19 protein-coding genes and 4 tRNA genes are annotated in these 21,470 nt (G+C 55.0%); 4 read left to right on the top strand and 19 right to left on the bottom strand.

Going from position 1 to position 21,470, the window contains the following annotated elements:
* Positions 1 to 64 precede the first annotated feature (64 nt).
* The 9 genes from corA to J2125_RS12170 form a co-directional block, all read right to left on the bottom strand.
* Positions 65 to 1,018 (bottom strand): magnesium/cobalt transporter CorA, encoded by a 954-nt coding sequence (gene corA / locus J2125_RS12205; RefSeq protein WP_017800662.1) that lies wholly within the window; start codon positions 1,016 to 1,018, stop codon positions 65 to 67.
* A 150-nt stretch (positions 1,019 to 1,168) separates the two neighbouring features.
* Positions 1,169 to 1,225 carry a YsgD/CorL family protein gene (gene ysgD, locus J2125_RS25280; RefSeq protein WP_407704357.1) on the bottom strand — a complete coding sequence of 19 codons (57 nt, stop codon included), beginning with the start codon at positions 1,223 to 1,225 and terminating at the stop codon, positions 1,169 to 1,171.
* Between the two features lie 85 nt (positions 1,226 to 1,310).
* Positions 1,311 to 3,473 (bottom strand): DNA helicase II, encoded by a 2,163-nt coding sequence (gene uvrD / locus J2125_RS12200; protein ID WP_017800661.1) that lies wholly within the window; start codon positions 3,471 to 3,473, stop codon positions 1,311 to 1,313.
* Between the two features lie 58 nt (positions 3,474 to 3,531).
* Positions 3,532 to 4,248, bottom strand: coding sequence for a 5-amino-6-(5-phospho-D-ribitylamino)uracil phosphatase YigB (gene yigB, locus J2125_RS12195; protein WP_017800660.1), 717 nt, complete (start codon positions 4,246 to 4,248; stop codon positions 3,532 to 3,534).
* Positions 4,248 to 5,156, bottom strand: a complete 909-nt coding sequence (gene xerC / locus J2125_RS12190) for a tyrosine recombinase XerC (protein ID WP_017800659.1) — start codon at positions 5,154 to 5,156, stop codon at positions 4,248 to 4,250. Before xerC ends, yigB begins: the two co-directional genes overlap by 1 nt.
* Positions 5,153 to 5,857 (bottom strand): DUF484 domain-containing protein, encoded by a 705-nt coding sequence (locus J2125_RS12185; protein WP_017800658.1) that lies wholly within the window; start codon positions 5,855 to 5,857, stop codon positions 5,153 to 5,155. The genes xerC and J2125_RS12185 overlap by 4 nt, the downstream gene beginning before the upstream one ends.
* Entirely contained in the window at positions 5,854 to 6,678 is an 825-nt protein-coding gene (gene dapF / locus J2125_RS12180; RefSeq protein ID WP_026111640.1) for a diaminopimelate epimerase, read from the bottom strand. Before dapF ends, J2125_RS12185 begins: the two co-directional genes overlap by 4 nt.
* Before the next feature lie 39 nt (positions 6,679 to 6,717).
* Positions 6,718 to 6,921 carry an LPS translocon maturation chaperone LptM gene (gene lptM / locus J2125_RS12175; RefSeq protein WP_017800656.1) on the bottom strand — a complete coding sequence of 68 codons (204 nt, stop codon included), beginning with the start codon at positions 6,919 to 6,921 and terminating at the stop codon, positions 6,718 to 6,720.
* 135 nt (positions 6,922 to 7,056) lie between these two features.
* On the bottom strand, positions 7,057 to 9,606 hold the full coding sequence (locus J2125_RS12170) for a class I adenylate cyclase (protein ID WP_026111639.1): 2,550 nt from the start codon (positions 9,604 to 9,606) through the stop codon (positions 7,057 to 7,059).
* 289 nt (positions 9,607 to 9,895) lie between these two features.
* Between J2125_RS12170 and hemC the strand changes: the two genes are divergently transcribed.
* Genes hemC through hemY form a run of 4 tightly spaced genes read left to right on the top strand, consistent with a single transcriptional unit; the run spans position 9,896 to position 13,948 of the window.
* On the top strand, positions 9,896 to 10,837 hold the full coding sequence (gene hemC, locus J2125_RS12165) for a hydroxymethylbilane synthase (protein ID WP_017800654.1): 942 nt from the start codon (positions 9,896 to 9,898) through the stop codon (positions 10,835 to 10,837).
* A complete protein-coding gene (gene hemD / locus J2125_RS12160) occupies positions 10,834 to 11,574 on the top strand; it encodes a uroporphyrinogen-III synthase (RefSeq protein WP_017800653.1) in 741 nt (246 codons plus the stop codon). Before hemC ends, hemD begins: the two co-directional genes overlap by 4 nt.
* 23 nt (positions 11,575 to 11,597) lie before the next feature.
* Positions 11,598 to 12,755 (top strand): uroporphyrinogen-III C-methyltransferase, encoded by a 1,158-nt coding sequence (hemX, locus tag J2125_RS12155; RefSeq protein ID WP_209499500.1) that lies wholly within the window; start codon positions 11,598 to 11,600, stop codon positions 12,753 to 12,755.
* 2 nt (positions 12,756 to 12,757) lie between these two features.
* Complete coding sequence (hemY, locus tag J2125_RS12150) at positions 12,758 to 13,948, top strand: protoheme IX biogenesis protein HemY (RefSeq protein WP_017800651.1); 1,191 nt, start codon at positions 12,758 to 12,760, stop codon at positions 13,946 to 13,948.
* Between the two features lie 599 nt (positions 13,949 to 14,547).
* Here the strand turns inward: hemY and J2125_RS12145 are convergent.
* The 10 genes from J2125_RS12145 to rffC all read right to left on the bottom strand — a co-directional run bounded on the left by J2125_RS12145 (position 14,548) and on the right by rffC (position 21,446).
* A tRNA-Pro gene (locus J2125_RS12145) sits at positions 14,548 to 14,624 on the bottom strand.
* Positions 14,625 to 14,660: 36 nt separating this feature from the next.
* Positions 14,661 to 14,747 (bottom strand) — tRNA-Leu (locus J2125_RS12140).
* Between the two features lie 15 nt (positions 14,748 to 14,762).
* Positions 14,763 to 14,838, bottom strand: a tRNA-His gene (locus J2125_RS12135).
* A gap of 66 nt (positions 14,839 to 14,904) precedes the next feature.
* Positions 14,905 to 14,981 (bottom strand) — tRNA-Arg (locus J2125_RS12130).
* Between the two features lie 179 nt (positions 14,982 to 15,160).
* Positions 15,161 to 15,901, bottom strand: coding sequence for a lipopolysaccharide N-acetylmannosaminouronosyltransferase (gene wecG / locus J2125_RS12125; RefSeq protein ID WP_017800650.1), 741 nt, complete (start codon positions 15,899 to 15,901; stop codon positions 15,161 to 15,163).
* A 49-nt stretch (positions 15,902 to 15,950) separates the two neighbouring features.
* Complete coding sequence (gene wzyE, locus J2125_RS12120; protein ID WP_017800649.1) at positions 15,951 to 17,300, bottom strand: ECA oligosaccharide polymerase; 1,350 nt, start codon at positions 17,298 to 17,300, stop codon at positions 15,951 to 15,953.
* A complete protein-coding gene (locus tag J2125_RS12115; RefSeq protein WP_026111638.1) occupies positions 17,297 to 18,370 on the bottom strand; it encodes a TDP-N-acetylfucosamine:lipid II N-acetylfucosaminyltransferase in 1,074 nt (357 codons plus the stop codon). Before J2125_RS12115 ends, wzyE begins: the two co-directional genes overlap by 4 nt.
* Positions 18,367 to 19,617: a lipid III flippase WzxE gene (wzxE, locus tag J2125_RS12110; RefSeq protein ID WP_017800647.1), complete on the bottom strand. Its 1,251-nt coding sequence runs from the start codon at positions 19,615 to 19,617 to the stop codon at positions 18,367 to 18,369. Before wzxE ends, J2125_RS12115 begins: the two co-directional genes overlap by 4 nt.
* A 1-nt stretch (position 19,618) precedes the next feature.
* Positions 19,619 to 20,749: a dTDP-4-amino-4,6-dideoxygalactose transaminase gene (gene rffA / locus J2125_RS12105; RefSeq protein WP_017800646.1), complete on the bottom strand. Its 1,131-nt coding sequence runs from the start codon at positions 20,747 to 20,749 to the stop codon at positions 19,619 to 19,621.
* Positions 20,750 to 20,753: 4 nt separating this feature from the next.
* Positions 20,754 to 21,446 (bottom strand): dTDP-4-amino-4,6-dideoxy-D-galactose acyltransferase, encoded by a 693-nt coding sequence (gene rffC / locus J2125_RS12100; protein ID WP_017800645.1) that lies wholly within the window; start codon positions 21,444 to 21,446, stop codon positions 20,754 to 20,756.
* Positions 21,447 to 21,470 lie beyond the last annotated feature (24 nt).

Here is a 21,470-nt window from a genome sequence, read left to right as displayed (position 1 = left end):
AGATGCGCCAGCACCAACTGGCAGGATGGTAGCTCCCCCAGAATAAGGGGGAGTGAATCTGCGCTTACAGCCAGTTTTTACGTTTAAAATAGGCGTAAGGCGCGAGACCAGCGAGGATCATCAGGGTGATGGCAGCGGGATAACCGAAGCTCCATTTTAACTCCGGCATAAACTCGAAGTTCATCCCGTAACTGGAAGCGACCAGCGTTGGCGGCAGGAACACTACCGAGACCACCGAGAAGATTTTGATAATGCGGTTCTGCTCGATATTGATAAAGCCCATCGCCGCCTGCATCAGGAAGTTCACCTTCTGGAACAGCGATTCGTTGTGTGGCAACAGTGACTCGATATCGCGCAGGATTTCCCGCGCCTGCTCCAGCTGCGTATTTGGCAGACGCGCTTTACGCACGAGGAAGTTCAGCGCACGCTGAGTATCCATCAGGCACAGACGCACTTTCCAGCCGATATCTTCCAGTTCCGCCAGCGTCGACAGCGCGCGGTCAAATTCATCACCCTGCTGTCCTTCCATAATCACCCGGCTCAGCTTTTCCAGATCGCTGTAGACGTTTTCAATCTCATCCGCCAGCTGTTCGATTTTGGTTTCAAACAGATCCAGCAGCAGTTCAAAGGCGTTACCGTCGATTAGCACCTGATTGCGCGCACGCATACGGTAGAGGCGGAATGCCGGCAGTTCACGCTCGCGAAGGGTATAGAGACGTCCTTCACGGATGGTAAACGCCACGGTGGAGTTACCGGCATGATCGTCCGCATCTTCATAGAAGAAGAAGGAGTGAATGTGCAGACCGTCTTCATCTTCGAAGAAACGCGCTGACGCTTCGATATCTTCCAGTTCAGGACGGGTTGCAAGGCTCTGGCCTAATTCAGACTGGACACGCTCACGTTCATTCTCTTCCGGCTCAACGAGATCCACCCAGACCGAAGAGGTCAGTGAGTCCGACTCGTCATCCAGTTCCAGCCGGGATAAACGGTTTTGATCCAGTTTAAATGCGCTCAGCATAGCAGTACTCCCAATTGCAGTAACAAATGGGACATTGCGCCAGAACACGGGAAACGATGACGTTTCAGTCAGTGATAGTGCTAACTCAGGCGACGGGAAATGCGAGGTCGCTGACAACCACAAAGGCTACCAGCATTTAAGAGGATAGCCTTAGGCGTTGCACCTGCTAAACAGGTTATTGAGCCAGTATCGACTGGGTGTGTCCAAGGCGAATGTCCTCTTAGGGTAATCGTGGGCGCATGTTACGCTGAGACGAAAAAGGCGTCAAGCGGCCCACTCGGCAGGCGCGGCGTCAGACCGTTTCCAGTCGGGCGTATGCCGCCACCAGCCATTTGATCCCCTGTCCCTGAAAGGCCACTTGCAGCCGACTGTGTTCGCCGCTGCCTTCCATATTCACGATAGTGCCTTCGCCAAACTTGCTGTGGCGCACCCGCTGTCCGAGGGCAAAACCGCTGTCATTACTGGTCACCGGCGTCCCCAGACGCTGATGATTCACCGGGCGGCTGACGCTGGCGCGCAGACGCACTTCGTCGACGCACTCCACCGGCAGCTCACCAATAAAGCGTGACGGACGGTGATACACTTCCTTACCATAAAGCCGACGGGTTTCCGCATAGGTCAGCGTCAGTTTCTGCATTGCCCGCGTAACGCCAACATAGGCCAGCCGACGCTCCTCTTCCAGCCTGCCGCCCTCATCCAGCGACATCTGGCTCGGGAACATTCCCTCTTCCATGCCGACGATAAACACCTGGCTAAACTCCAGACCTTTCGCCGCATGCATGGTCATCAGTTGCACCGCATCCTGCCACTTATCCGCCTGGCCTTCGCCCGCTTCCAGCGCCGCATGGGAGAGAAACGCCTGTAACGGCATCAGATCCTGGTCTTCATCCTGATAGCTGTACTGACGTGTGGCGTTGACCAGCTCTTCTAAGTTTTCGATGCGCGCCTGGCCCTTCTCGCCTTTTTCCTGCTCATACATCATCCACAGGCCGGAGTCTTTGATTACCCGGTCGGTTTGCACATGCAGCGGCATTTCCGCGGTTTCCTGCGCCAGAGAATCCACCAGTTCGCAGAAGCGTTGCAGCGCCGAGGCGGCGCGACCCGCCAGCACTTTTTCCTGCAGCAAAGCGCGCGTCGCCTGCCAGAGCGTCATCTGTCGATCACGCGAGGTCTGACGCACCACATCAAGGGTACGATCGCCAATGCCACGGGTCGGGGTATTAATCACACGCTCAAAGGCCGCATCGTCATTGCGGTTGGCCATCAGACGCAGATAGGCCAGCGCATCTTTGATTTCCTGACGTTCGAAGAAGCGCATACCGCCATAAATGCGGTAGGGCATGCTGGTCTGCAACAGAGCTTCTTCCAGCACGCGCGACTGGGCGTTGCTGCGATAGAGAATGGCGCAGTCATTTAATGCTCCGCCATTCTCCTGCCACACCTTGATGCGATTAACCACAAACCGCGCTTCGTCCAGCTCGTTAAAGGCGCAGTAAAGGGAGATCGGTTCGCCATCAAGGCCATCGGTCCACAGCTCTTTACCCAGACGGCCATTATTATTGGCGATCAGGGCGTTGGCCGCTTTCAGAATGTTATTGGTTGAACGGTAGTTCTGCTCCAGACGAATGGTTTCCGCGCCGGAAAAATCCTTCAGGAAGCGCTGAATATTCTCGACCTGCGCGCCGCGCCAGCCGTAAATCGACTGGTCATCATCACCCACAATAATCACCCGCCCGCTGTCACCGGCCAGCATACGGATCCAGGCGTACTGGATATTGTTGGTATCCTGAAACTCATCCACCAGAATATTGGTAAAGCGTTCGCGATAGTGATTGAGGATATGCGGTTTGTTCAGCCACAGTTCATGCGCACGCAGCAGTAGTTCGGCAAAATCCACCAGCCCGGCGCGGTCACAGGCTTCCTGATATGCCTGATAGACGCGCAGCCAGGTCTGCTCAATCGGGTTGCCGTAGCTTTCTATATGCTTTGGCCGCAAACCTTCATCTTTTTTGCCGTTGATGTACCACATCGCCTGCCGCGCCGGCCACTGCTTATCATCCAGATTCATTGCTTTGATCAGGCGCTTTAACAGCCGCAGCTGATCTTCGCTATCAAGGATCTGAAAATCCTGCGGCAGCGCGGCGTCAAGATGGTGTGCGCGCAGCAGGCGATGGGCCAGACCATGGAAAGTCCCGATCCACATCCCGCCCTGACTGGTGCCAATCAGCTGTTCGATACGATGACGCATCTCCGCTGCGGCTTTATTGGTAAAGGTTACCGCCATCACCGAATATGGCGAGCAGTTCTCCACCGTCAGCAGCCAGGCGATACGGTGTACCAGCACGCGCGTTTTGCCGCTGCCCGCGCCCGCCAGCACCAGCAAATTGCTGCGTGGCGCCGCCACGGCTTCGCGTTGTTTGTCATTCAAACTGTTGAGCAGGTCAGAAACGTCCATAAGCACCATTCAGGCAGGGAAAACGCCGGCGGCGTTTTACTGGATATATTAACAGTTATTATACCAGCGCGGTCAGCGATGCCAACTGCGAAATTTCAAGGTGCGGTAACAGGCGGCTGTCGCCGATATGCATCAGGTTGCCGCCACGCAGATTGATCCAGCACGCCTGCATACCACAGCGCACTGAACCGGCCACGTCGGTGGTCAGATCGTCACCCACATGCAGAATATTTTCCAGTGGCAGATCAAGCTTTTGCGCCGCCAGCTGGTACATATCATCATAGGGCTTAGCGCGCCCGTGCGGACCGGCGCGCAGAATAAATTTGAAGTAGCTATCAAGGCCGCACAGATGCGGCTCGGCGTTGCCGTTGGTAATCGCCACCAGCGGCACGCGTTGCGCCAGCGCCGCCAGTGTCTGGTGTGTCTCTTGCGGCACCTCTATCTGGCTGCGCCAGTGGGCAAAATTCGCCATCACCGCACGTGAACCTTTTTCCGCTTCCGCCGCTGGCAGACCAATACTCAACATCGCCTCAGCCACCGCACGACGCCGCCATTCCGACACATCATGATAAATTTCTGGCTCCTGCTGCAACAACTTATCGCGCAGCACCTGGTACTGCTGAGGTGTGAAATCAGCCAGCGCCGGATGGTAGCCTTGCAAAAACGCATGGGACTCTTTCGTCGTGCGACGAATCACTTCGGAGTTGTCATACAGGGTGTCATCGAGATCAAAGGTAATCGCTTTAATCGGTCGCAGGGGGCGGTAAAAGTGCATCAGGATTTTCCTCGTTTCGCACGGGGATGTGCTGCATCGTAAACCGATGCAAGATGTTGGAAGTCTAAGTGGGTGTAGATTTGGGTCGTCGACAGGTTGGCATGGCCAAGCAGCTCCTGCACCGCGCGCAGATCGCCGCTCGACTCCAGCATATGAGTGGCGAAGGAGTGGCGCAGCTTATGCGGATGAATATGGCTGTTAACGCTCTGCTTCACGCCCCACTCGGCAAAGCGCTTCTGCACATTGCGCATTGAGATACGTTTACCCTGACTGGACAAAAACAGCGCGTCATCGTCGGGAGCAAAAAATTCACGTAACGCCATCCACTGTTCTACCCAGCTGACGGCGGTCGCGCCAATCGGCAACCGCCGCTCTTTGCTGCCTTTGCCGGTCACCCACACCTCGCCGGAGGCGAGATCAAGATGACGGCAGTCGATGCCGACCAGTTCCGCCAGACGCAGGCCAGCGCCATACATAATTTCCAGCATCGCCCGATCGCGTACCGCCAGCGGATCGTTGAGATCGATCTCCAGCAGCTGATTCATTTCGTCAACATCAATATTTTTCGGCAGATGGCGCGGCGCACGCGGCGTGGCAATGCCTTTCGCCGGATTGGCTTTTAATTGTCCCTGGCCGACCAGCCAGTCAAGAAAGCTGCGCAGTGCAGAGAGGCGCAGCGCCAGGCTGGCAGGTTGCAGCCCGGCACGACGGCTGCGCGCCGCCAGCGAACGAACCTGAGCCGCATCCAGCTTTGCCCAGTCGCTGATTTTCATCTCATCCGCCAGCGTCACCAGTACGCCAAGCTGATGGCTGTAACTTTTTTGCGTCAGCAGACTCAGCTGCCGCTCCACTTTCAGATAACGCAGGAAACCCTCTACGGCTGGCTGCAGAGGCGACTCGCTGCTCATGCCCGTTCAATCCAGCGCGACAGCAGATCCGGCATCATCAGCGCCAGATGCTGCAGTAACAGCGTCCCCATACCAGACTGATAGTGCTGGGTATCACGGCTGCTAAATATCAGCACACCAAGATCGCCGCGATCGCCCATCAGCGACATGGCAACGGATCCGATCGCTTTCGCCTGCGGCAACAGCAGCAGTAACTCCGGGCCGTTAAGGCTGCCGAGGTAGTGTTGCTGATTACCCATGCGCTGAATGCGCACCGATTCAAACGCCTGCGGAGAAAGCGCCAGCTGAGTGAAGTCCGACGGCGCGCCAATATGCCACTTATCGCTGAACAGGCGCAGGTTGGCGCCCGCCAGCCCCAGTTCACGCGCCCAGCGATGCAGACGGTTCAGCATATCGTGCAACGTCGGCGCCGCCGCCAGATGGCTTTGCAACGCTAACAGACGGTCAAACAGTTGATGATTGGCCGTGGCCTGCTCCATCAGCAAGGTGATCTCTTCTTCCAGCTGGGCGATATGGTTGCGCTGACGCGCCAGATGCCACTCCACCAGCGACACCGTGCCGCGTACCGGATGGGGTATCACCATCTGCTCAACCTGACGCGCATTGCGGATAAAGAAATCCGGATTTTGCCGCAGGTAGTCACTCACCGCCTGATCGTCCAGCATCACTTCGCTGGCCGTCTGTTCGCCGACATTTTTCATAAATGAATAAACCCGTCGTAAACGTGGGTGGCCGGTCCGGTCATAAACAGCGGATGACCCGGCCCTTTCCAGGCGATATGCAGCGTACCGCCCGGGAGATCGACGCGGACTTTCTCCGCGAGCTTAGCTTGCTGAATACCAACGGCGACGGCAGCGCAGGCGCCGCTGCCGCAGGCTTGCGTTTCGCCGGCGCCACGTTCATAGACGCGCAGACGGATATGTTCGCGATTCACCACTTCCATAAAGCCGACGTTGACGCGTTCCGGGAAGCGCTCATGGCTCTCCAGCACCGGGCCAAGACTTTCGACCGCGGCGGTTTTTACATTGTCGACCTGAATCACGCAGTGCGGATTGCCCATCGACACCACGCCACACATCACCGTCTGTTCAGCGACCCGCATCAGATAGAGATTTTCCGCTTTATTGGCGCGGAACGGCACCTGCTGCGGCTCGAAATTTGGCTCACCCATATTCACGCGCACCAGATCGTCACTGGTGACGCTCAATACCATGCGCCCGGTCTGGGTGCTGACATTGATATCATTCTTATTGGTTAAGCCTTTCAGGCGCACAAAGCGGGCAAAACAGCGCGCGCCGTTGCCACACTGGGCGACTTCGCTGCCGTCTGCGTTGAAAATGCGGTAGTGGAAATCAAGATCGGGATCGTACGGCGGTTCAACGATCAGCAGTTGATCAAAGCCGATCCCCAGATGACGATCCGCCAGACGGCGAATCAGCTCTGGTGAAAAATAGACGTTTTGCGTCACGGCATCAACGACCATAAAGTCGTTGCCAAGGCCGTGCATTTTGGAGAACTGCATTTTCTGCTCCGCCGGATTCGCCATAGATTACTCAGTCAGTTACATACCCGGCTGGTCAGGCGTCTGATCCTGCACGCTGCCATCCTGCTGGGTTGTGGTGGAATCCTGCGTCGTCTGCTGCGCAGGTTGCTGTTCCTGCTGCGGCTGATCCTTCGGCGGAAAGTAGAGCGGGCCTTTTAAACCGCAACCAACCAGGCTCGCTAACGCCAGCGCCATCGCCAGCTGGCATATCGTTTTGTTCATTATCGTTCGGCTCATGATTAATGCTTACTGGTTGCTTATCATCGCAGGTGAACTCTGAAAAGCAACAGGTATTGGCGATTGGATGATGCTGCCGCTGTCGCATTTTTAACATTTAGCGCCGGGGGACAGCGCTAATCAATGCATCTGAATACGTTGCTGGTAATCCGTATGGTCATTGTCAGAGACGGTTGCGCAGAGCTGAGTCAGCGTCTGGCTACGAAATGGAATCACCTGCAAGCGTTCATCCGCCTGCACAAGCTGATAGAACTGCGGCAGATTGAAATTAACGAAGCTGGAACCATAGGTGAAGCGGTCATGTGACGACGAGTAGAAGCGGCTGACATCACGCACCAGATCTTCTTTGCTGCCTTCACAGTGATGATAAATCTCAATGCGGTTGGTTTCATCGAGAATATAGATATTAAAGCCATGGTCATCACTGGTGTCTTCAAAGAAGAACTGGATGATCCCTTCGCTGGCATAGTTGTTCACCACGCTGGGTAAGCGCGTCTCGCTTTCGACTTTGATCGATAAGCCATGCAGTTTGTTATTGGAAATCGCGCCGTAAAACTCTACCGCATTTTCCAGTTTCTGCACCGAAACACCGAGACGTTCGAAAAACAGTCCCCAGGTCTGGCCAGCCACGCGCAGCGCTTTAAAACGTCCCGGCTCCTGGCTGGTGCTGGAGAGGCGTAACTCAACGCATTCGGAAACCAGCTGCTGCACCCGGGTACGAATCAAACCGCGCAGGTGCTGGCTGTAGCAGAACACTTCCACCGCATCCGGCGGCGAGGCGTCCTGATGCATTTTGCCGAGGATGGTCTTCAGCGCTTCAATCATCGACTGCTCGCCATTAAAGTGCAGCGTACGCACCTCATTCCACGAGTTGCGATACAGCAGATCGATACTGCCCACTAAGCACTGCTGCTGCTCGCCAAAGCTGAACACATCCAGCTTACGGAAATCAAAATGCACCACCTGATTACGGAACGCCGCCGTCGGGTCATATTCGAGATTGACGATAATCGCCAGATGGCGAATTTCGCACGGGCTGTACAGCGCTTTTGGCGTTGGTGAAGGCAGGCGCAGCGGGAAGTGATGCGACACATCGGCCACCAGCTCCTGCAATCGCGCGAGGTCGCAGATTTCATTGCCTTTAATATGCAGCCGCGTTTTGCTGGTCAGCAGACCATTAAACCACGCCCAGGCCACCAGCTTATTCAGATAGCGGTTATATTCCAGCGGCTGATGGCTGATAATCGACCCCATATCCGGCGACTGATTATACAGATACCAGCCTGCGCGGTTAGCGCGACCATTGGGCACATGAATAAAGGTCAGATGCGGTTCGGAGAGGTCCGGCGAAATCTGCGGATTAACCAGCGTCACTTTGCCCGGCAACGCTTCAAAAGCGGCATACAGCTTACGGGTCAGCACGCCAATATCTTGCGGGCTGGCGCTGACACTTAAGTTGTTACGACGGGCAAAGCGGATCAGATTGCGATAACTCTGCATCATCGCATCCAGCAATTCATTGTGCGCTTCGCGTACCCGGCCGATTTTCCAGTCGGAGCGGCTATCAAGCATCTGCAGACGCTCATTATCCCAGCCCCACTCTTTCACCAGCTGACCAAGAATTTCACGACGCCAGCCCGCTTTACCGCCCTCTTGCGACAGTTTTTCGCATACTTTAAGATAGAAACAGCGGCGCACCAGGTCGAGACGCGCATGGTCATCAATGCTGGTCAGATAGTGCGTGACGCGTTCCAGCATCATGCAGTAAGGATCGAGGCCAAAGGAGACGATTTCGCCATCATGCAGGCGCTGCTTAATATCCATCGCCAGCAGTTTGGGATCCGGATATTCCCAGGAGTAGGCTTCCAGCAGCAGGGTTTTCAGCACCGCTTTATAGGGTGAGTCGATGCTTTTATATAGCTGCCACAGACTGGCGCCAAAGTACTCTTCCGCCGACAGCGTGCCCAGGCCGCCGAGATCCAGCCACTCATTAGGCGTCAGCACACCCTGCGAGTAGAGAGACATTACATAGTCGTCGTAATGCTCTTCTTCTTCACCCGGCACCATATTCCACAGAATGCGCTTACCGGCCATTCGCACGGCGGTACGGTAGAATTCATCCAGCAACAAGATATGTTGGGTTGAGCCGCAGTCTTCACCACCGAGGCTACCGCTTTCATTGTGGCGGAAGCGGTTCTCATCAATCAGGAAGAAGCTGACCTCAACGCCCATCGCCGCGCACCATTTTTGCAGCTGGGTGCACTTTTTCTGCAGGCTAAGACGTTCTTCATTATCAAGCCAGGACTGGTGGCAGACCCAGATATCGAGGTCAGAAGTGAAGTTCTGCCCTACCGATGAGGTGCTGCCCATTGAGTAAACACCGGTAATTGGCCGCTCGCCTTGCGCGGGCAGCGCCGCACGCTTGCCGGATTTACCTTCTAAATCATTGAGATAGCTTATCTGGTTTTCATCAGGCGTGAAGAAGCTGATGCCATGTGGAACGTTACCTTCGAGGTAACCCGGCATCAGCGGATGATGATAATGTAATAAGGTTGGCAGCAGACTGTATACCTGCTGGAAAGCAGGTCCCATCGCAGCCAGTGCGCGATCGACGCGCAGCTGATTGATGGCATCCAGTCTCTGTTTCAATGTCTCAATGTAGAGGTACAAGACGTTTCGCCTGATTGTCCCAGTGTTTTTAAACAAACCCGGTTTCCGACATCCACCCTTTGCTTTAGAAATATTCGGGCGAATAATTGCTGGAAACGTGATCAATCTAACACCTGGCAGATTGACCGTAAAGAAAGTTGCGCTACCACACAGTTTAGCACGTTTTACGATCAATCAAGCTTCCGCCGGGTGTACTCATCCCTGACATACCGTTTAAAAGCCGTTGAAACTGACAGCCTTCATGTATCAATGATAGGATAATCAATGAACGATCAAAACGGTAAGAAGCATGTTAGACAAAATTTTAAGAATTGCCACCAGGCAAAGTCCGCTCGCGTTATGGCAGGCACAATATGTACAACAGCGTCTGATGGCTTGCCATCCGGGGCTTGTGGTTGAACTGGTGCCGATGGTGACGCGCGGTGATGTGATCCTCGACACGCCATTAGCGAAAGTCGGCGGCAAGGGTTTATTCGTTAAAGAACTCGAACTGGCGATGCAGGAAGGCCGGGCGGATATCGCGGTGCATTCAATGAAAGATGTGCCGGTAGAGTTCCCGCAAGGGCTGGGGCTGGTGACAATTTGCGAGCGTGATAATCCGCTCGATGCTTTTGTTTCTAACCACTATGATTCGGTAGATGCGCTGCCGCAGGGCGCGATTGTCGGCACCTCCAGCCTGCGTCGCCAGTGTCAGCTTAGCGCACGTCGGCCTGATCTGGTGATCCGCTCGCTGCGCGGCAATGTCGGCACACGCCTCAGTAAACTGGACGCCGGTGACTATGACGCGATTATCCTTGCGGTGGCCGGCCTGAACCGTCTTGGTTTACAACAGCGTATTCGCTATGCAATGCCAGCGGAAGAGTCACTGCCCGCGGTGGGCCAGGGCGCGGTGGGGATTGAGTGTCGTCTCGACGATCAACACACCATAACCCTGTTGTCGGCCCTGAACCATGAAGACACATCGGTGCGCGTCAGAGCCGAGCGCGCGATGAATACCCGTCTGGAAGGTGGCTGCCAGGTGCCGATCGGCAGCTATGCGCTACTGGAAGGCGATGAGCTGTGGCTGCGCGGCCTGGTCGGTTCGCCGGATGGCAAACAGATGATCTGCGGTGAACGCCGCGGCCCGCGCGCCGATGCCGAACAGATGGGCATCTCCCTCGCTGAAGAGCTGCTGGATAAAGGGGCGCGTGAGATTCTGGCTGAAGTTTATCAGGGAAATCCACCGGTATGACCATTCTGGTAACCCGTCCATCACCTGCTGCTGAAGAGCTGGTCAGTCGCCTGCGCGGCCTGGGACAGGTTGCCTGGAGCATGCCGCTGATTGAATTTACTCCCGGCCGCGACCTTGATGCTCTGCCACAGCAGCTGGCCAGTCTGGCTGCCGGGGACTTACTGTTTATTCTTTCGCAGCATGCCATTCACTTTGCGCAGCCGGTAATCCGTCAGCACGGCGTAACATGGCCCGCCAGCCTGAACTATTATGCTATAGGTCGCAATACGGCGCTGGTGATGCATACCGCTACCGGCTATCAGGTAGACTATCCACACCAGCGCGAAAGCAGTGAGATCCTGATACAGCTACCTGCACTACAGCAGGTCGCGGGTAAACGCGCGCTGATTCTGCGCGGCAATGGCGGTCGCGAACTGTTAGCGGAAACGCTGATCGAGCGCGGTGCAGAAGTGACCTTTTGTGAATGTTATCAGCGTTGCGCCAAATTTTACGACGGCCATACTGAAGCACGTCGCTGGCGCGATCGCGGCATTGATACGCTGGTGGTAACCAGTGGTGAGATGCTGCAACAACTCTGTTCACTGTTCCCTGAGATCGATCGTGAGGAATGGTTACTACACTGTCGACTGGTGGTCGTCAGTGAACGTTTGGCTACCCTGGCCAGGGAGTTTGGCTGGCAGGAGATTACGGTAGCCGATGGGGCCGATAACGACGCGCTGCTGCGCGCGTTACAATAAACTTAAAGATGGGATGTGCCACAATGACGGAACAAAAAGATTCATCCGCCATGGTTGAAGAGACCACCCCAGCGGTAGAAACCACCGCGCCAGCGGAACAAAAGCCGCCACGGAAGTCAAAAAACAGCGGCATGGCGTTGGGCGCTCTGGCAATAGTCATCGCTCTGGCGTCAGGCGCCGGACTGTACATTAATGCTAAACACCAGACACAACTGCAAACCGAGGCGACCCAGGCGCTGGCGGATCAGCTAAGCGAACTGCAACAGCAGGCCAAAAACGATAAGCAGCAGCTCACTGAGCAACTTGCGGCGCAGACCAGCGCACTGCAGACCGCACGTGACCAGCAGTCCGCCACCAGCCAGCAGCTTGATGAATTAAAAGAGAAAGTCACCACCATCTCCGGTAACGACTCACGCACCTGGTTACTGGCGCAGGCAGATTATCTGGTGAAACTGGCCGGACGTAAGTTGTGGAGCGACCAGGATGTCACAACTTCCGCCGCACTGCTGAAAAGCGCCGACGCCAGCCTGGCGGATATGAACGATCCCAGCCTGATCGAAGTGCGTCGCGCCCTGACCCAGGATATCAGCAATCTGTCGGCGGTCAGCCAGGTTGATTACGACGGTATTATTCTGAAACTCAATCAGCTGGCTAACGGTGTCGACAATTTACGTATTGCCGACACCGACAGCGATGAGTCGCCAATGGATGCGGACAGCACCGAGCTCTCCTCGTCACTGCATGAATGGCGTCAGAATCTGGTGAAGAGCTGGCACAAATTTATGGATGACTTTATTACCGTGCGTCGTCGTGACAATACGGCAGAGCCGCTGCTGGCGCCGAATCAGGACGTTTATCTGCGTGAAAATATTCGCTCACGTCTGCTGATTGCCGCCCAGGCGGTGCCGCGTCATCAGGATGAAATCTATAAACAGTCGATTGATACCGTCTCAACCTGGGTTCGCGCCTGGTTTGATACCAATGATGCCTCAACCAAAGCCTTCCTTGCCCAGCTGGATGATCTCAGTCAGCAAAGCGTTTCGATGGATGTGCCGGACGCCCTGCAGAGCCAGCCGATGCTGGATAAACTGATGCAGACACGCGTACGCAATCTGCTGGCGCAGCCGTCAGGCGATCAGCCGCAGCCGCAGCCGCAGCCGCAGCCGCAGCAGGGAGAATAAGCATGCTTAAAGTACTTTTGCTTTTCCTGCTGTTGATTGCCGGTATCGTTATTGGCCCGATGATCGCCGGTCATCAGGGTTATGTCCTGATTCAGACCGACAACTGGAATATTGAAACCAGCGTCACCGGTCTGGTGATCATACTGATTCTGGCGTTGCTGGTGATTCTGGCGGTGGAGTGGTTATTGCGCCGCATTTTGCGTACCGGCGTCAGAACCCGCGGCTGGTTCCTCGGTCGTAAACGCAGCCGGGCGCGTAAGCAGACGCAGGCAGCGATGCTGAAGCTGGCGGAAGGCGATTACAAGCAGGTGGAAAAGCTGCTGTCACGTAATGCCGACCATGCTGAGCAACCGGTGGTGAACTATCTGCTGGCAGCGGAAGCCGCGCAGCAGCGCGGTGATGAGATACGCGCCAATCAGCATCTTGAGCGCGCTGCCGAACTGGCGCAGAGCGATCAGCTGCCGGTTGAAATCACCCGCGTACGTATTCAGCTGGCGCGCAATGAAGATCATGCTGCGCGTCATGGTGTTGATCGTCTGCTGGAAGTGGCGCCGCGTCATCCGGAAGTGCTGCGTCTGGCGGAGCAGGCTTATATCCGCACCGGCGCCTGGAGTTCATTGTCAGATATTCTGCCCGCGATGCAAAAAGCGCAGGTTGCCGATGAAAATCATCGTGCCGCCTTGCAGCAGCAGGCATGGCTGGGCTTAATGAATCAGGCGATGGCCGATCAGGGCAGCGATGGCCTGAAACGCTGGTGGCAGGAGCAGAGCCGTAAAACACGTCATGAACCTGCCTTACAGGTGGCGATGGCGGATCATCTGATTGCTTGCGATGATCATGATATGGCTCAGACTATCGTGCTGGATGGACTGAAACGTCAGTATGACGAGCGTCTGGTGCTGTTGATGCCACGGCTGAAAACCGGCAATCCGGAACAGCTGGAAAAAGCGCTGCGCCAGCAGATCAAACAGCATGGTGCCACCCCGCTACTCTACAGCACGCTGGGTCAGCTGCTGATGAAACACGGTGAGTGGGAGCAAGCCAGTGAAGCGTTCCGTGAAGCGTTAAAACAGCGCCCTGATGCCTTTGATTATGCCTGGCTGGCAGATACGCTTGATCGCCAGCATAAGCCGGAAGAAGCGGCGCAGATGCGGCGTGACGGACTGCTGTTGACGTTAAAGAACAATCCTTAGCGCAGGCGCTACGGAAGATATCAATAAGCCGGGTTCGCCCGGCTTTTTTACGCCTGGATTCAGGCAAAAAAAAACACCTGCCAGATAGCAGGTGTAAATATCAGGTCGGTAAGACAACCGATTGGTACCAGACTCAACGTGGTGCCCGGGGATCCAATAAGATCAATTGACGATATTGGCTGGCTGGACAACTGGTACCGTAAAATGGCTCTGCGTCATTCCCAGGTTTATGAAGCTTGCGCGAACATAAGAGGTGGAATGAGCATCTACAGTAATATTATTGCATAATGCGTGCCAGGATGGCAGTAATCTTATTGTTTATATATAAATATGATGATTTTCATCAGGTTATAATTTTATTTACAGATAAATACGCAGACAAATGGTGTCGTTAAAACCCCACAATCCAGTCAGCCAACGTCTCCGATCGACGACAAGCAGTGTCAGATTATGAAAACATATTAAATAACATAGTGTTATACGTCGCCCATATGAGACATATGCTGTTTTTTTGCCGTAAGAGAAACATGACGGAACAGAGGTTTTTTTGGCGGACGCCAGACGCAAAAAACCCCGCTATAAAAGCGGGGTTTCGAATATGGTCGGCGAGAGAGGATTCGAACCTCCGACCCACTGGTCCCAAACCAGTTGCGCTACCAAGCTGCGCTACTCGCCGAAATGTACTGCTTTACTGCTTCACATCGATTTTGTGTGGTGCGAAGAGAGGGACTTGAACCCTCACGTCCGTTAAGACACTAACACCTGAAGCTAGCGCGTCTACCAATTCCGCCACCTTCGCATACCGTACAAAATCTGGGGTGGCTAATGGGACTCGAACCCACGACAACTGGAATCACAATCCAGGGCTCTACCAACTGAGCTATAGCCACCACACCTTACTGCTTACTTCTTAACGCGATAAATATTACCACCGCAGCTCTTGCGCACAAATTAAATGGCGCGCCCGACAGGATTCGAACCTGAGACCTCTGCCTCCGGAGGGCAGCGCTCTATCCAGCTGAGCTACGGGCGCGTAGCGCCGTTGCGGATGTGCATACTACGGATGTGAGCCGATCCTGTCCAGTGCTTTTTTCACAAAAAAACGCGTTTGATTACGCTTTGTGCATTCCGTCGAAACAACCGGCGTTTTTTGCCCTTTTTAGCTCACAAATCAGTACAAAACCGCGGTAAAACCTTTACCCCGGCGACAAATTAAAGTTGGCCACGATAATGATAGTTGAGATATTTCAGCAATCTGAGCTGACGACGCAAACGGCTCGGCTGCAAAATCAGGCGATACAGCCATTCTAAGCCCAGATTTTGCCAAATCATCGGAGCACGCTTCACATGACCGGTAAATACGTCGTAGGTGCCACCGACGCCCATATACAGCGCATCCGGATAGAAAGCTTTGCAGTCACGCATTACTATCTCCTGCTTTGGCGACCCCATGGCAACGGTGACAATCTTTGCCCCACTGGCGCGAATGCGGCTAAACAGCGCCTCGCGATCGGCTGGCGCAAAGTAACCATCCTCACTGCCAACGATATTGACGTTCCACAGCCGACGCAGTTTATCTTCCGTTTGCGCCAGCACCGCCGGTTTGCCGCCGATTAGAAACACCGGCGTGGCTTCACGTCCGGCGCGCTCCATCAGCGCTTCCCATAAGTTGACCCCGGCAATGCGTGACACTTGCGCCTGCGGATATTTTTTACGGATTGAGCGCACGATACTGATGCCATCCGCATACTTATATTCCGCGTCATCAATCAGTTTATACAGGTCTGCATCACTTTCCGCCGTCAGTACTTTTTCGGCATTAATCGCCACCAGCGTGCCGCTTCTCAGCCGCCCGTCGCTATAGAGGAAATCCAGACACTGCTTCATATCGCGAAAGCCATACAGTGACAGACCACGAATTTGATACTGCGGCGCAGCAGAGGTGACATCCATTTAAGTTCCCTTACATCATTCCGGCCCATCTTAGCCGAAAGAGATTTTATTATTGTGTTGCAGCTTGCATCGTACGACCTGAAACGCGCCGGCGGATTAGCCCCGCGCGATCGAACAGCCAGTAAAGCAGTTTGGCAGCCACCACGCAGGCGCCAAAAATGACGCAGAAAAAGACCACACGCGAAGCAAAAGCATCGAGTCCTTCACGCGCCAGCACAATCATATTAAACACCGCGCCAAAACAGAAACTTTGCAGAATCGCGGCCTTATAACGATTGCTTTCCGCTTTACCCAGCTCATACAGCCAGTCGAACCATTTAATAATCAGTCCCACCGCCACCGCGCCAAGCGGAATAAACGCTACGCCGCCCATCACCACCAGCGAACCAATCAGCGTTGGTGAAATCGCCAGCCCGGAATGGTTGTTCAGCACTTCCCAGGTGAAGTAGTTGGCGCTGTTCAGGACAATGCCCGGACGGTCATGCCATAACCAGCTGGGAATAAACACATAGAAGTCGCGCACAATCGGCGCCAGCCCCTGGAAATCAATCTTGTCGTAGTTTTGCAGCAGCAGACCCAGATTTTCCCACGGCGAGAAAGTGTCGCGCGTCAGATACAGGAAGGTATAAAACGCTTCCGCACCGCTGACATCAAGGTTGTAGCGACGTAAGGCCAGCCAGAACATCGCCACCACGCCGAGCATGCCAGCCACCGCCAGCATCCACAGCGTAATCCAGCCGCGAATAATGCCAATAAACAGAAACAGCGCGAAGGCGATAATGATATTGGCGCGTGTACCGCCGACAATCACATACGTCAGCAGGCCAAACGCCAGCGTGCTGACCAGGAAGAACAGCCAGGCGCGCGAATCCTGGCGCAGGAAGTAGACCACCAGCATCGCCGGAATAAAGAAGTAGAAAAAGCGCTTCAGCGCCACGCCGGACACATCGCTGGAAAAAATCTGACTGTAGGCATGCAAGCGAAACAGCAGAAAACCATTGTGCATAAAGAAGACGGCCACGGTCGCCAGCGCCACCAGCGCCAGCAGCATCCAGGTGAGATGGGTCTCTACCCGGTTCATATTAAACACCGGACGCCGCGGATGTGTAGTGGATGCGCGCAGCCGGGTTTTATAACTGACATAATAGATGCCATAAAAACAGCTGGCCGCCAGCATCGCCTGCAACAGGTTTTCCGCAGGTACCACATTAACGTCAAACTGGAACACCAGAATGCTGGTCAGCGGAAAACCAAAATAGAAGGTCAGCAAAAACAGTAACGAAAAGAAGACGTTAAAGTTAAAACGTACGCGACGAAACTCACGCCAGGTCAGCGTCAGAATAAATCCCACTGAAAACAGATAAACCAGCAGCAAACCACTAAATTGCATCAGGCTCATGCCTTGTCCCCTTCAGCCAGCGATAACGCCTGTTGCCAGCCGGTGATAAACGCCGGGTCAAAAAAGGCGATCTGTTGTTTATCCAGCAAACTCAACTGGCGATGTGCTTCCGCCACCACCTGCTTATCCAGCACATCACCACTGAACAGTACCGGCACCTGCTGCTCGGTTAAATCCTGCCAGAACGGATTGTCACGACTCAATACAAACGGGATATTGGCCTGAATCAGCAGACATAAAGTACCAATGCCCTGCTGACGGCGGAAAATAAAATAGCCGAGATCGCAATGCGCAATCAGCTGGAGATAGTCGGCAAACGCCAGATTATCGGTCAGCAGCTGGAGGTTATCGGCACTGAACAACGCCTCACCAGCCTGGCGCACGCTGGCGATATAAGCTTCATTGTTCGGTGGATAGCCGAGCGGCACAATCACTTTTACCTGATCGCCAAACTGCTGGTGAATTTCCTGCAGCGCCTCACGATGACGGTTACTGGCGTCGCCGGAGTTACCCAACAAAATGGTAAAAAGCCGCTCGCCAGCTTCTGACGGCGCCACCTGCGTGGCCATGCGCGTCGGGAAATAAAGCAACGATACTGGCGTCTGCGGATGTCGCTGCTGATAGTGGTTAATATCACCCCGGGTGGCAAACAGATGGCTTACCCGCCCCTGCGCCAGCCGGCGCAGCAGATAGAACAGGCGAAACTTCAGGCTGGAAGACTCTTCATACAGATCCGCGCCCCACGCATGCCAGTATACCTGCGATGAACGCAGCTTGCCGGTCAGCAGCGCCAGCCACAGTAGCGGATTAAACTGACCATGAAAGAAGAAACGCGTCTGCCGCTGCCGCGCGCGCGCGATAACTGCATGGGCCAGCGCTTTTTTACTGGCAAATAGCTCAATATGCAGCGCATTAAAGGCTGCAAAAGCGCTGCCATCCCGTGCCACCACCATAAAGTGGCGCGCGTCAGCCGTCGGCTGTTTAACGCTTAGTACATCGTTAAAAAAACGCAGCACGGTCAGGTTATGGTGGGGAATATCCGATCCCAATACGTGAATCAGTGTAGTCATGCTCTTCGACGATAAATTAAGAAAGCGCTACAACAGAGCGCAAAATAGACCACATAGGTCGCCAGGTAGGCCTGCGCCGCACCGGTGGCGCCATGTAGCGGAATCAACCAGCGGGAAAAGGCGGTCAGCAAAATAAACTGGCTGATTTCGGTCAGAATATAAAAGCGCAGCGACGCTTTGGCGATCACCAGATATCCGAAAATATAGGAGCCAACCTTCAGCACATCGCCGGGCAGCTGCCAGCTAAACAGATCGCGCATGCCGTTAAACTGGCTGGAGAACAGCAGCCAGATGGCGAAATCGCGCAGCAGCCAGACGCAGAAACTGGCGGCGGCGACCGCCGGAATGACAAATCGCAGCGCGCGCCAGATCTCTGCGGAAATTTCCGCTTTGCTGTTTAGTCGTGACAGCGTCGGCAGCAGCCAGACGCTAAAGGTGGCGGTGACAAATTGCAGGTAAGCATCTGAAATCGTGGTCACCCCCTGCCACAGCCCCACCTGCTCCCAGCCCGCGTGCGCCGCCAGCAGATTACGCATCATCACCCAGGCTACCGGTAAGGTTACCGAGGTAATCAGCGCCATCAGCGTAAACTTGCCGAGATTAGCCGCCAGCTCGCCGTGCCACTGGGGCAGTAAGTAGCGCAGCGGCAGATGATCACGTTTCGCCAGCAACAGCGCCGCAGGCAGCACCACTAACGCCGGAACCAGCGCCAGGCCCACCAGCGCACCGCTGTAACCACCAAGCCAGTAGCAGGCATAATAAGCCACCACGCCAATCAGGCTGCCAGCAATCAGCGCCAGCGCATTACCCATCGCATCGCGAAAACCTTTCATTATCGCCAGCGACAGATTGGCCCAGGCAATGCCCATCTGCAAAAATGCCACGATGCGCACGACTTGCTGATAATCCGCATGGCCAAACAGGCCGATGCTGACAGGCTCTGCAGCCAGCAGGAAAATCACCGCCAGCAGCGTCGAAAAGCCCAGCACCATACTGGAGGCGGTGCCGGTCACCGCGCGCAGTTTCTCCGGCTGTTGCTGATATTCGGCGACATACTTGGTGATACCGTTAAAAATACCGGCGCCAGCCAGCACGCCTAACACGGTGATTAACTGACGAAAGTTACCCGCCTGTCCCACCCCGCCCGGTCCATAAGAGACCGCCAGCAACTTAACCACCAGCAATCCGGCAGCGATTTTTACCAGTGTCGACGCGGCGGTCCACACTGAGGCTTTGGCCAGTGACATATCAGGAGAAGAAGCTCAGCAGCGAATTGATAACCGTGCTCTGGTTATTGTCCGATAAATTGTAAAACAGCGGCAGACGCAGCAGGCGCTCACTATCCGCCGTGGTCACCCGATCTTCACCAGCAAAGCGACCGAAGCGCTCCCCGGCGGGTGAACTGTGCAGCGGAATATAGTGGAATACCGCCAGAATTTCCGCTTCCTTCAGCCAGGCGATCAGCGCCTGACGCTGATCATGGTTGCGCAGCTTAATGTAAAACATATGCGCATTGTGCTGGCAGTGAGCCGGCATCGACGGCAGGGTGATTAATCCACGGGCGGCAACCGGTTGTAAGGCATCGTAATAACGCTGCCACAGGCGTAAACGCTGATGGTTAATCTTTGTCGCGGCTTCCAGTTGCGCCCACAGATAAGCCGCCTGTAAATCGGCCATCAGATAGCTGGACCCGATATCCCGCCAGGTATATTTATCCACCTGGCCACGGAAGAACTGACTACGGTTGGTGCCTTTCTCACGGATCACCTCGGCGCGCTCAACCAGCGATGCATCGTTGATCAACGTCGCGCCGCCTTCGCCACCGGCGGTGTAGTTTTTGGTTTCATGGAAGCTGAAGCAGCCAATATGACCAATGGTGCCCAGCGCCTTGCCCTTGTAGCTGGACATCACGCCCTGCGCGGCATCTTCAATCACAAACAGCTGATAGCGCTGCGCCAGCGCCATAATCTCATCCATCTCACAGGCCACACCGGCATAATGTACCGGCACAATGGCGCGCGTACGATCGGTGATCGCCGCTTCAATCAGCGTCTCATCGATATTCATGGTGTCTGGTCGCACATCGACAAACACAATAGTCGCGCCGCGCAGCACAAAGGCATTGGCCGTTGAGACAAAGGTATAGCTCGGCATAATCACTTCATCGCCGGGCTGGATATTAATCAGTATCGCCGCCATTTCCAGCGAGGCGGTGCAGGATGGCGTCAGCAATACTTTTTTACTGCCAAACTGATGCTCCATCCACTGCTGGCAGCGACGGGTAAAGCCGCCATCGCCGCACAGCTTGCCGCTGGCCATCGCCGACTGCATATATTCGAGTTCGGTTCCCACCACCGGTGGTGCATTAAATGGAATCATTGGGTCACCTGTATAGCCAGTACGCGGTGCTTTCAAGTGTGGCGCCGCGACTAAGATAGAGCCGCATCGCGGCGAGATTACTGAGTTGGGTGGCCACACGCAGCGTTGGAATACGACGCGCCTGACACCAGTCCGCCGCCGCATGCATTAAACGCTGCCCCACACCTTTACCGCGCGCCTCGGGTAACGTCGCCAGCAGGCCAATACGCGCCTCGCCATTGCCCAGTTCACGCAGGGAAACAAAACCTTCCATCACCCCGGCTTTGTCAACCGCCAGCAGACACTGATGGTCAAAGGTGCCACGCACCGCATTTTCAATCCACTGCGCATAAAAACGTCCGCTGTCACCCGGCTGATACCAGGGCGCGCGGAAACGGCTGTTAGCAAATGCCTCGCTGGCCACCGCACGCAGCTGGGGAATATGTTCGCTGCGGGCAATACGAATACCAGACTGGCGCTGCGTGGCGCTGATCGCGATCGACATATCGGCCTCGCCCTCCACCAGGCGGAAACCGATAGCGCTCAGCGCGTCAATTTCTGCTGTCTGATGGCTGCCGAGTCTGGCCTGCAACAGATCGCAGGCTGCCAGCTGTGCTTCGGTCAACGGTTGTGGCGCGCTAAAGTCCAGCAGCGCACTGTTGATCCCAAAGAACTGGTTTTCCCACTCAAGCGGCTTAATTGTGGCAAGGATATGCATTCAACAACCCCCCAGACCGCAGGA

The organism is Winslowiella toletana, from assembly GCF_017875465.1.
GTDB classification, from domain to species: Bacteria; Pseudomonadota; Gammaproteobacteria; order Enterobacterales; family Enterobacteriaceae; genus Erwinia; species Erwinia toletana.
Note: the sequence above shows the minus strand (reverse complement) of the source record. Positions and strands in the feature narration are given on the sequence as shown.

Excerpts from the sequence above, each read along its gene's own strand:
- hemC (WP_017800654.1), top strand. The coding sequence starts at position 9,896 with ATGTTAGACAAAATTTTAAGAATTGCCACCAGGCAAAGTCCGCTCGCG.
- wzxE (WP_017800647.1), bottom strand. The coding sequence starts at position 19,617 with ATGTCACTGGCCAAAGCCTCAGTGTGGACCGCCGCGTCGACACTGGTA.
- dapF (WP_026111640.1), bottom strand. The coding sequence starts at position 6,678 with ATGCAGTTCTCCAAAATGCACGGCCTTGGCAACGACTTTATGGTCGTT.
- xerC (WP_017800659.1), bottom strand. The coding sequence starts at position 5,156 with ATGAGCAGCGAGTCGCCTCTGCAGCCAGCCGTAGAGGGTTTCCTGCGT.
- hemD (WP_017800653.1), top strand. The coding sequence starts at position 10,834 with ATGACCATTCTGGTAACCCGTCCATCACCTGCTGCTGAAGAGCTGGTC.
- rffA (WP_017800646.1), bottom strand. The coding sequence starts at position 20,749 with ATGATTCCATTTAATGCACCACCGGTGGTGGGAACCGAACTCGAATAT.
- yigB (WP_017800660.1), bottom strand. The coding sequence starts at position 4,248 with ATGCACTTTTACCGCCCCCTGCGACCGATTAAAGCGATTACCTTTGAT.
- hemX (WP_209499500.1), top strand. The coding sequence starts at position 11,598 with ATGACGGAACAAAAAGATTCATCCGCCATGGTTGAAGAGACCACCCCA.
- lptM (WP_017800656.1), bottom strand. The coding sequence starts at position 6,921 with ATGAACAAAACGATATGCCAGCTGGCGATGGCGCTGGCGTTAGCGAGC.
- wecG (WP_017800650.1), bottom strand. The coding sequence starts at position 15,901 with ATGGATGTCACCTCTGCTGCGCCGCAGTATCAAATTCGTGGTCTGTCA.
- J2125_RS12115 (WP_026111638.1), bottom strand. The coding sequence starts at position 18,370 with ATGACTACACTGATTCACGTATTGGGATCGGATATTCCCCACCATAAC.
- J2125_RS12185 (WP_017800658.1), bottom strand. The coding sequence starts at position 5,857 with ATGAAAAATGTCGGCGAACAGACGGCCAGCGAAGTGATGCTGGACGAT.
- uvrD (WP_017800661.1), bottom strand. The coding sequence starts at position 3,473 with ATGGACGTTTCTGACCTGCTCAACAGTTTGAATGACAAACAACGCGAA.
- rffC (WP_017800645.1), bottom strand. The coding sequence starts at position 21,446 with ATGCATATCCTTGCCACAATTAAGCCGCTTGAGTGGGAAAACCAGTTC.
- wzyE (WP_017800649.1), bottom strand. The coding sequence starts at position 17,300 with ATGAGCCTGATGCAATTTAGTGGTTTGCTGCTGGTTTATCTGTTTTCA.
- corA (WP_017800662.1), bottom strand. The coding sequence starts at position 1,018 with ATGCTGAGCGCATTTAAACTGGATCAAAACCGTTTATCCCGGCTGGAA.
- hemY (WP_017800651.1), top strand. The coding sequence starts at position 12,758 with ATGCTTAAAGTACTTTTGCTTTTCCTGCTGTTGATTGCCGGTATCGTT.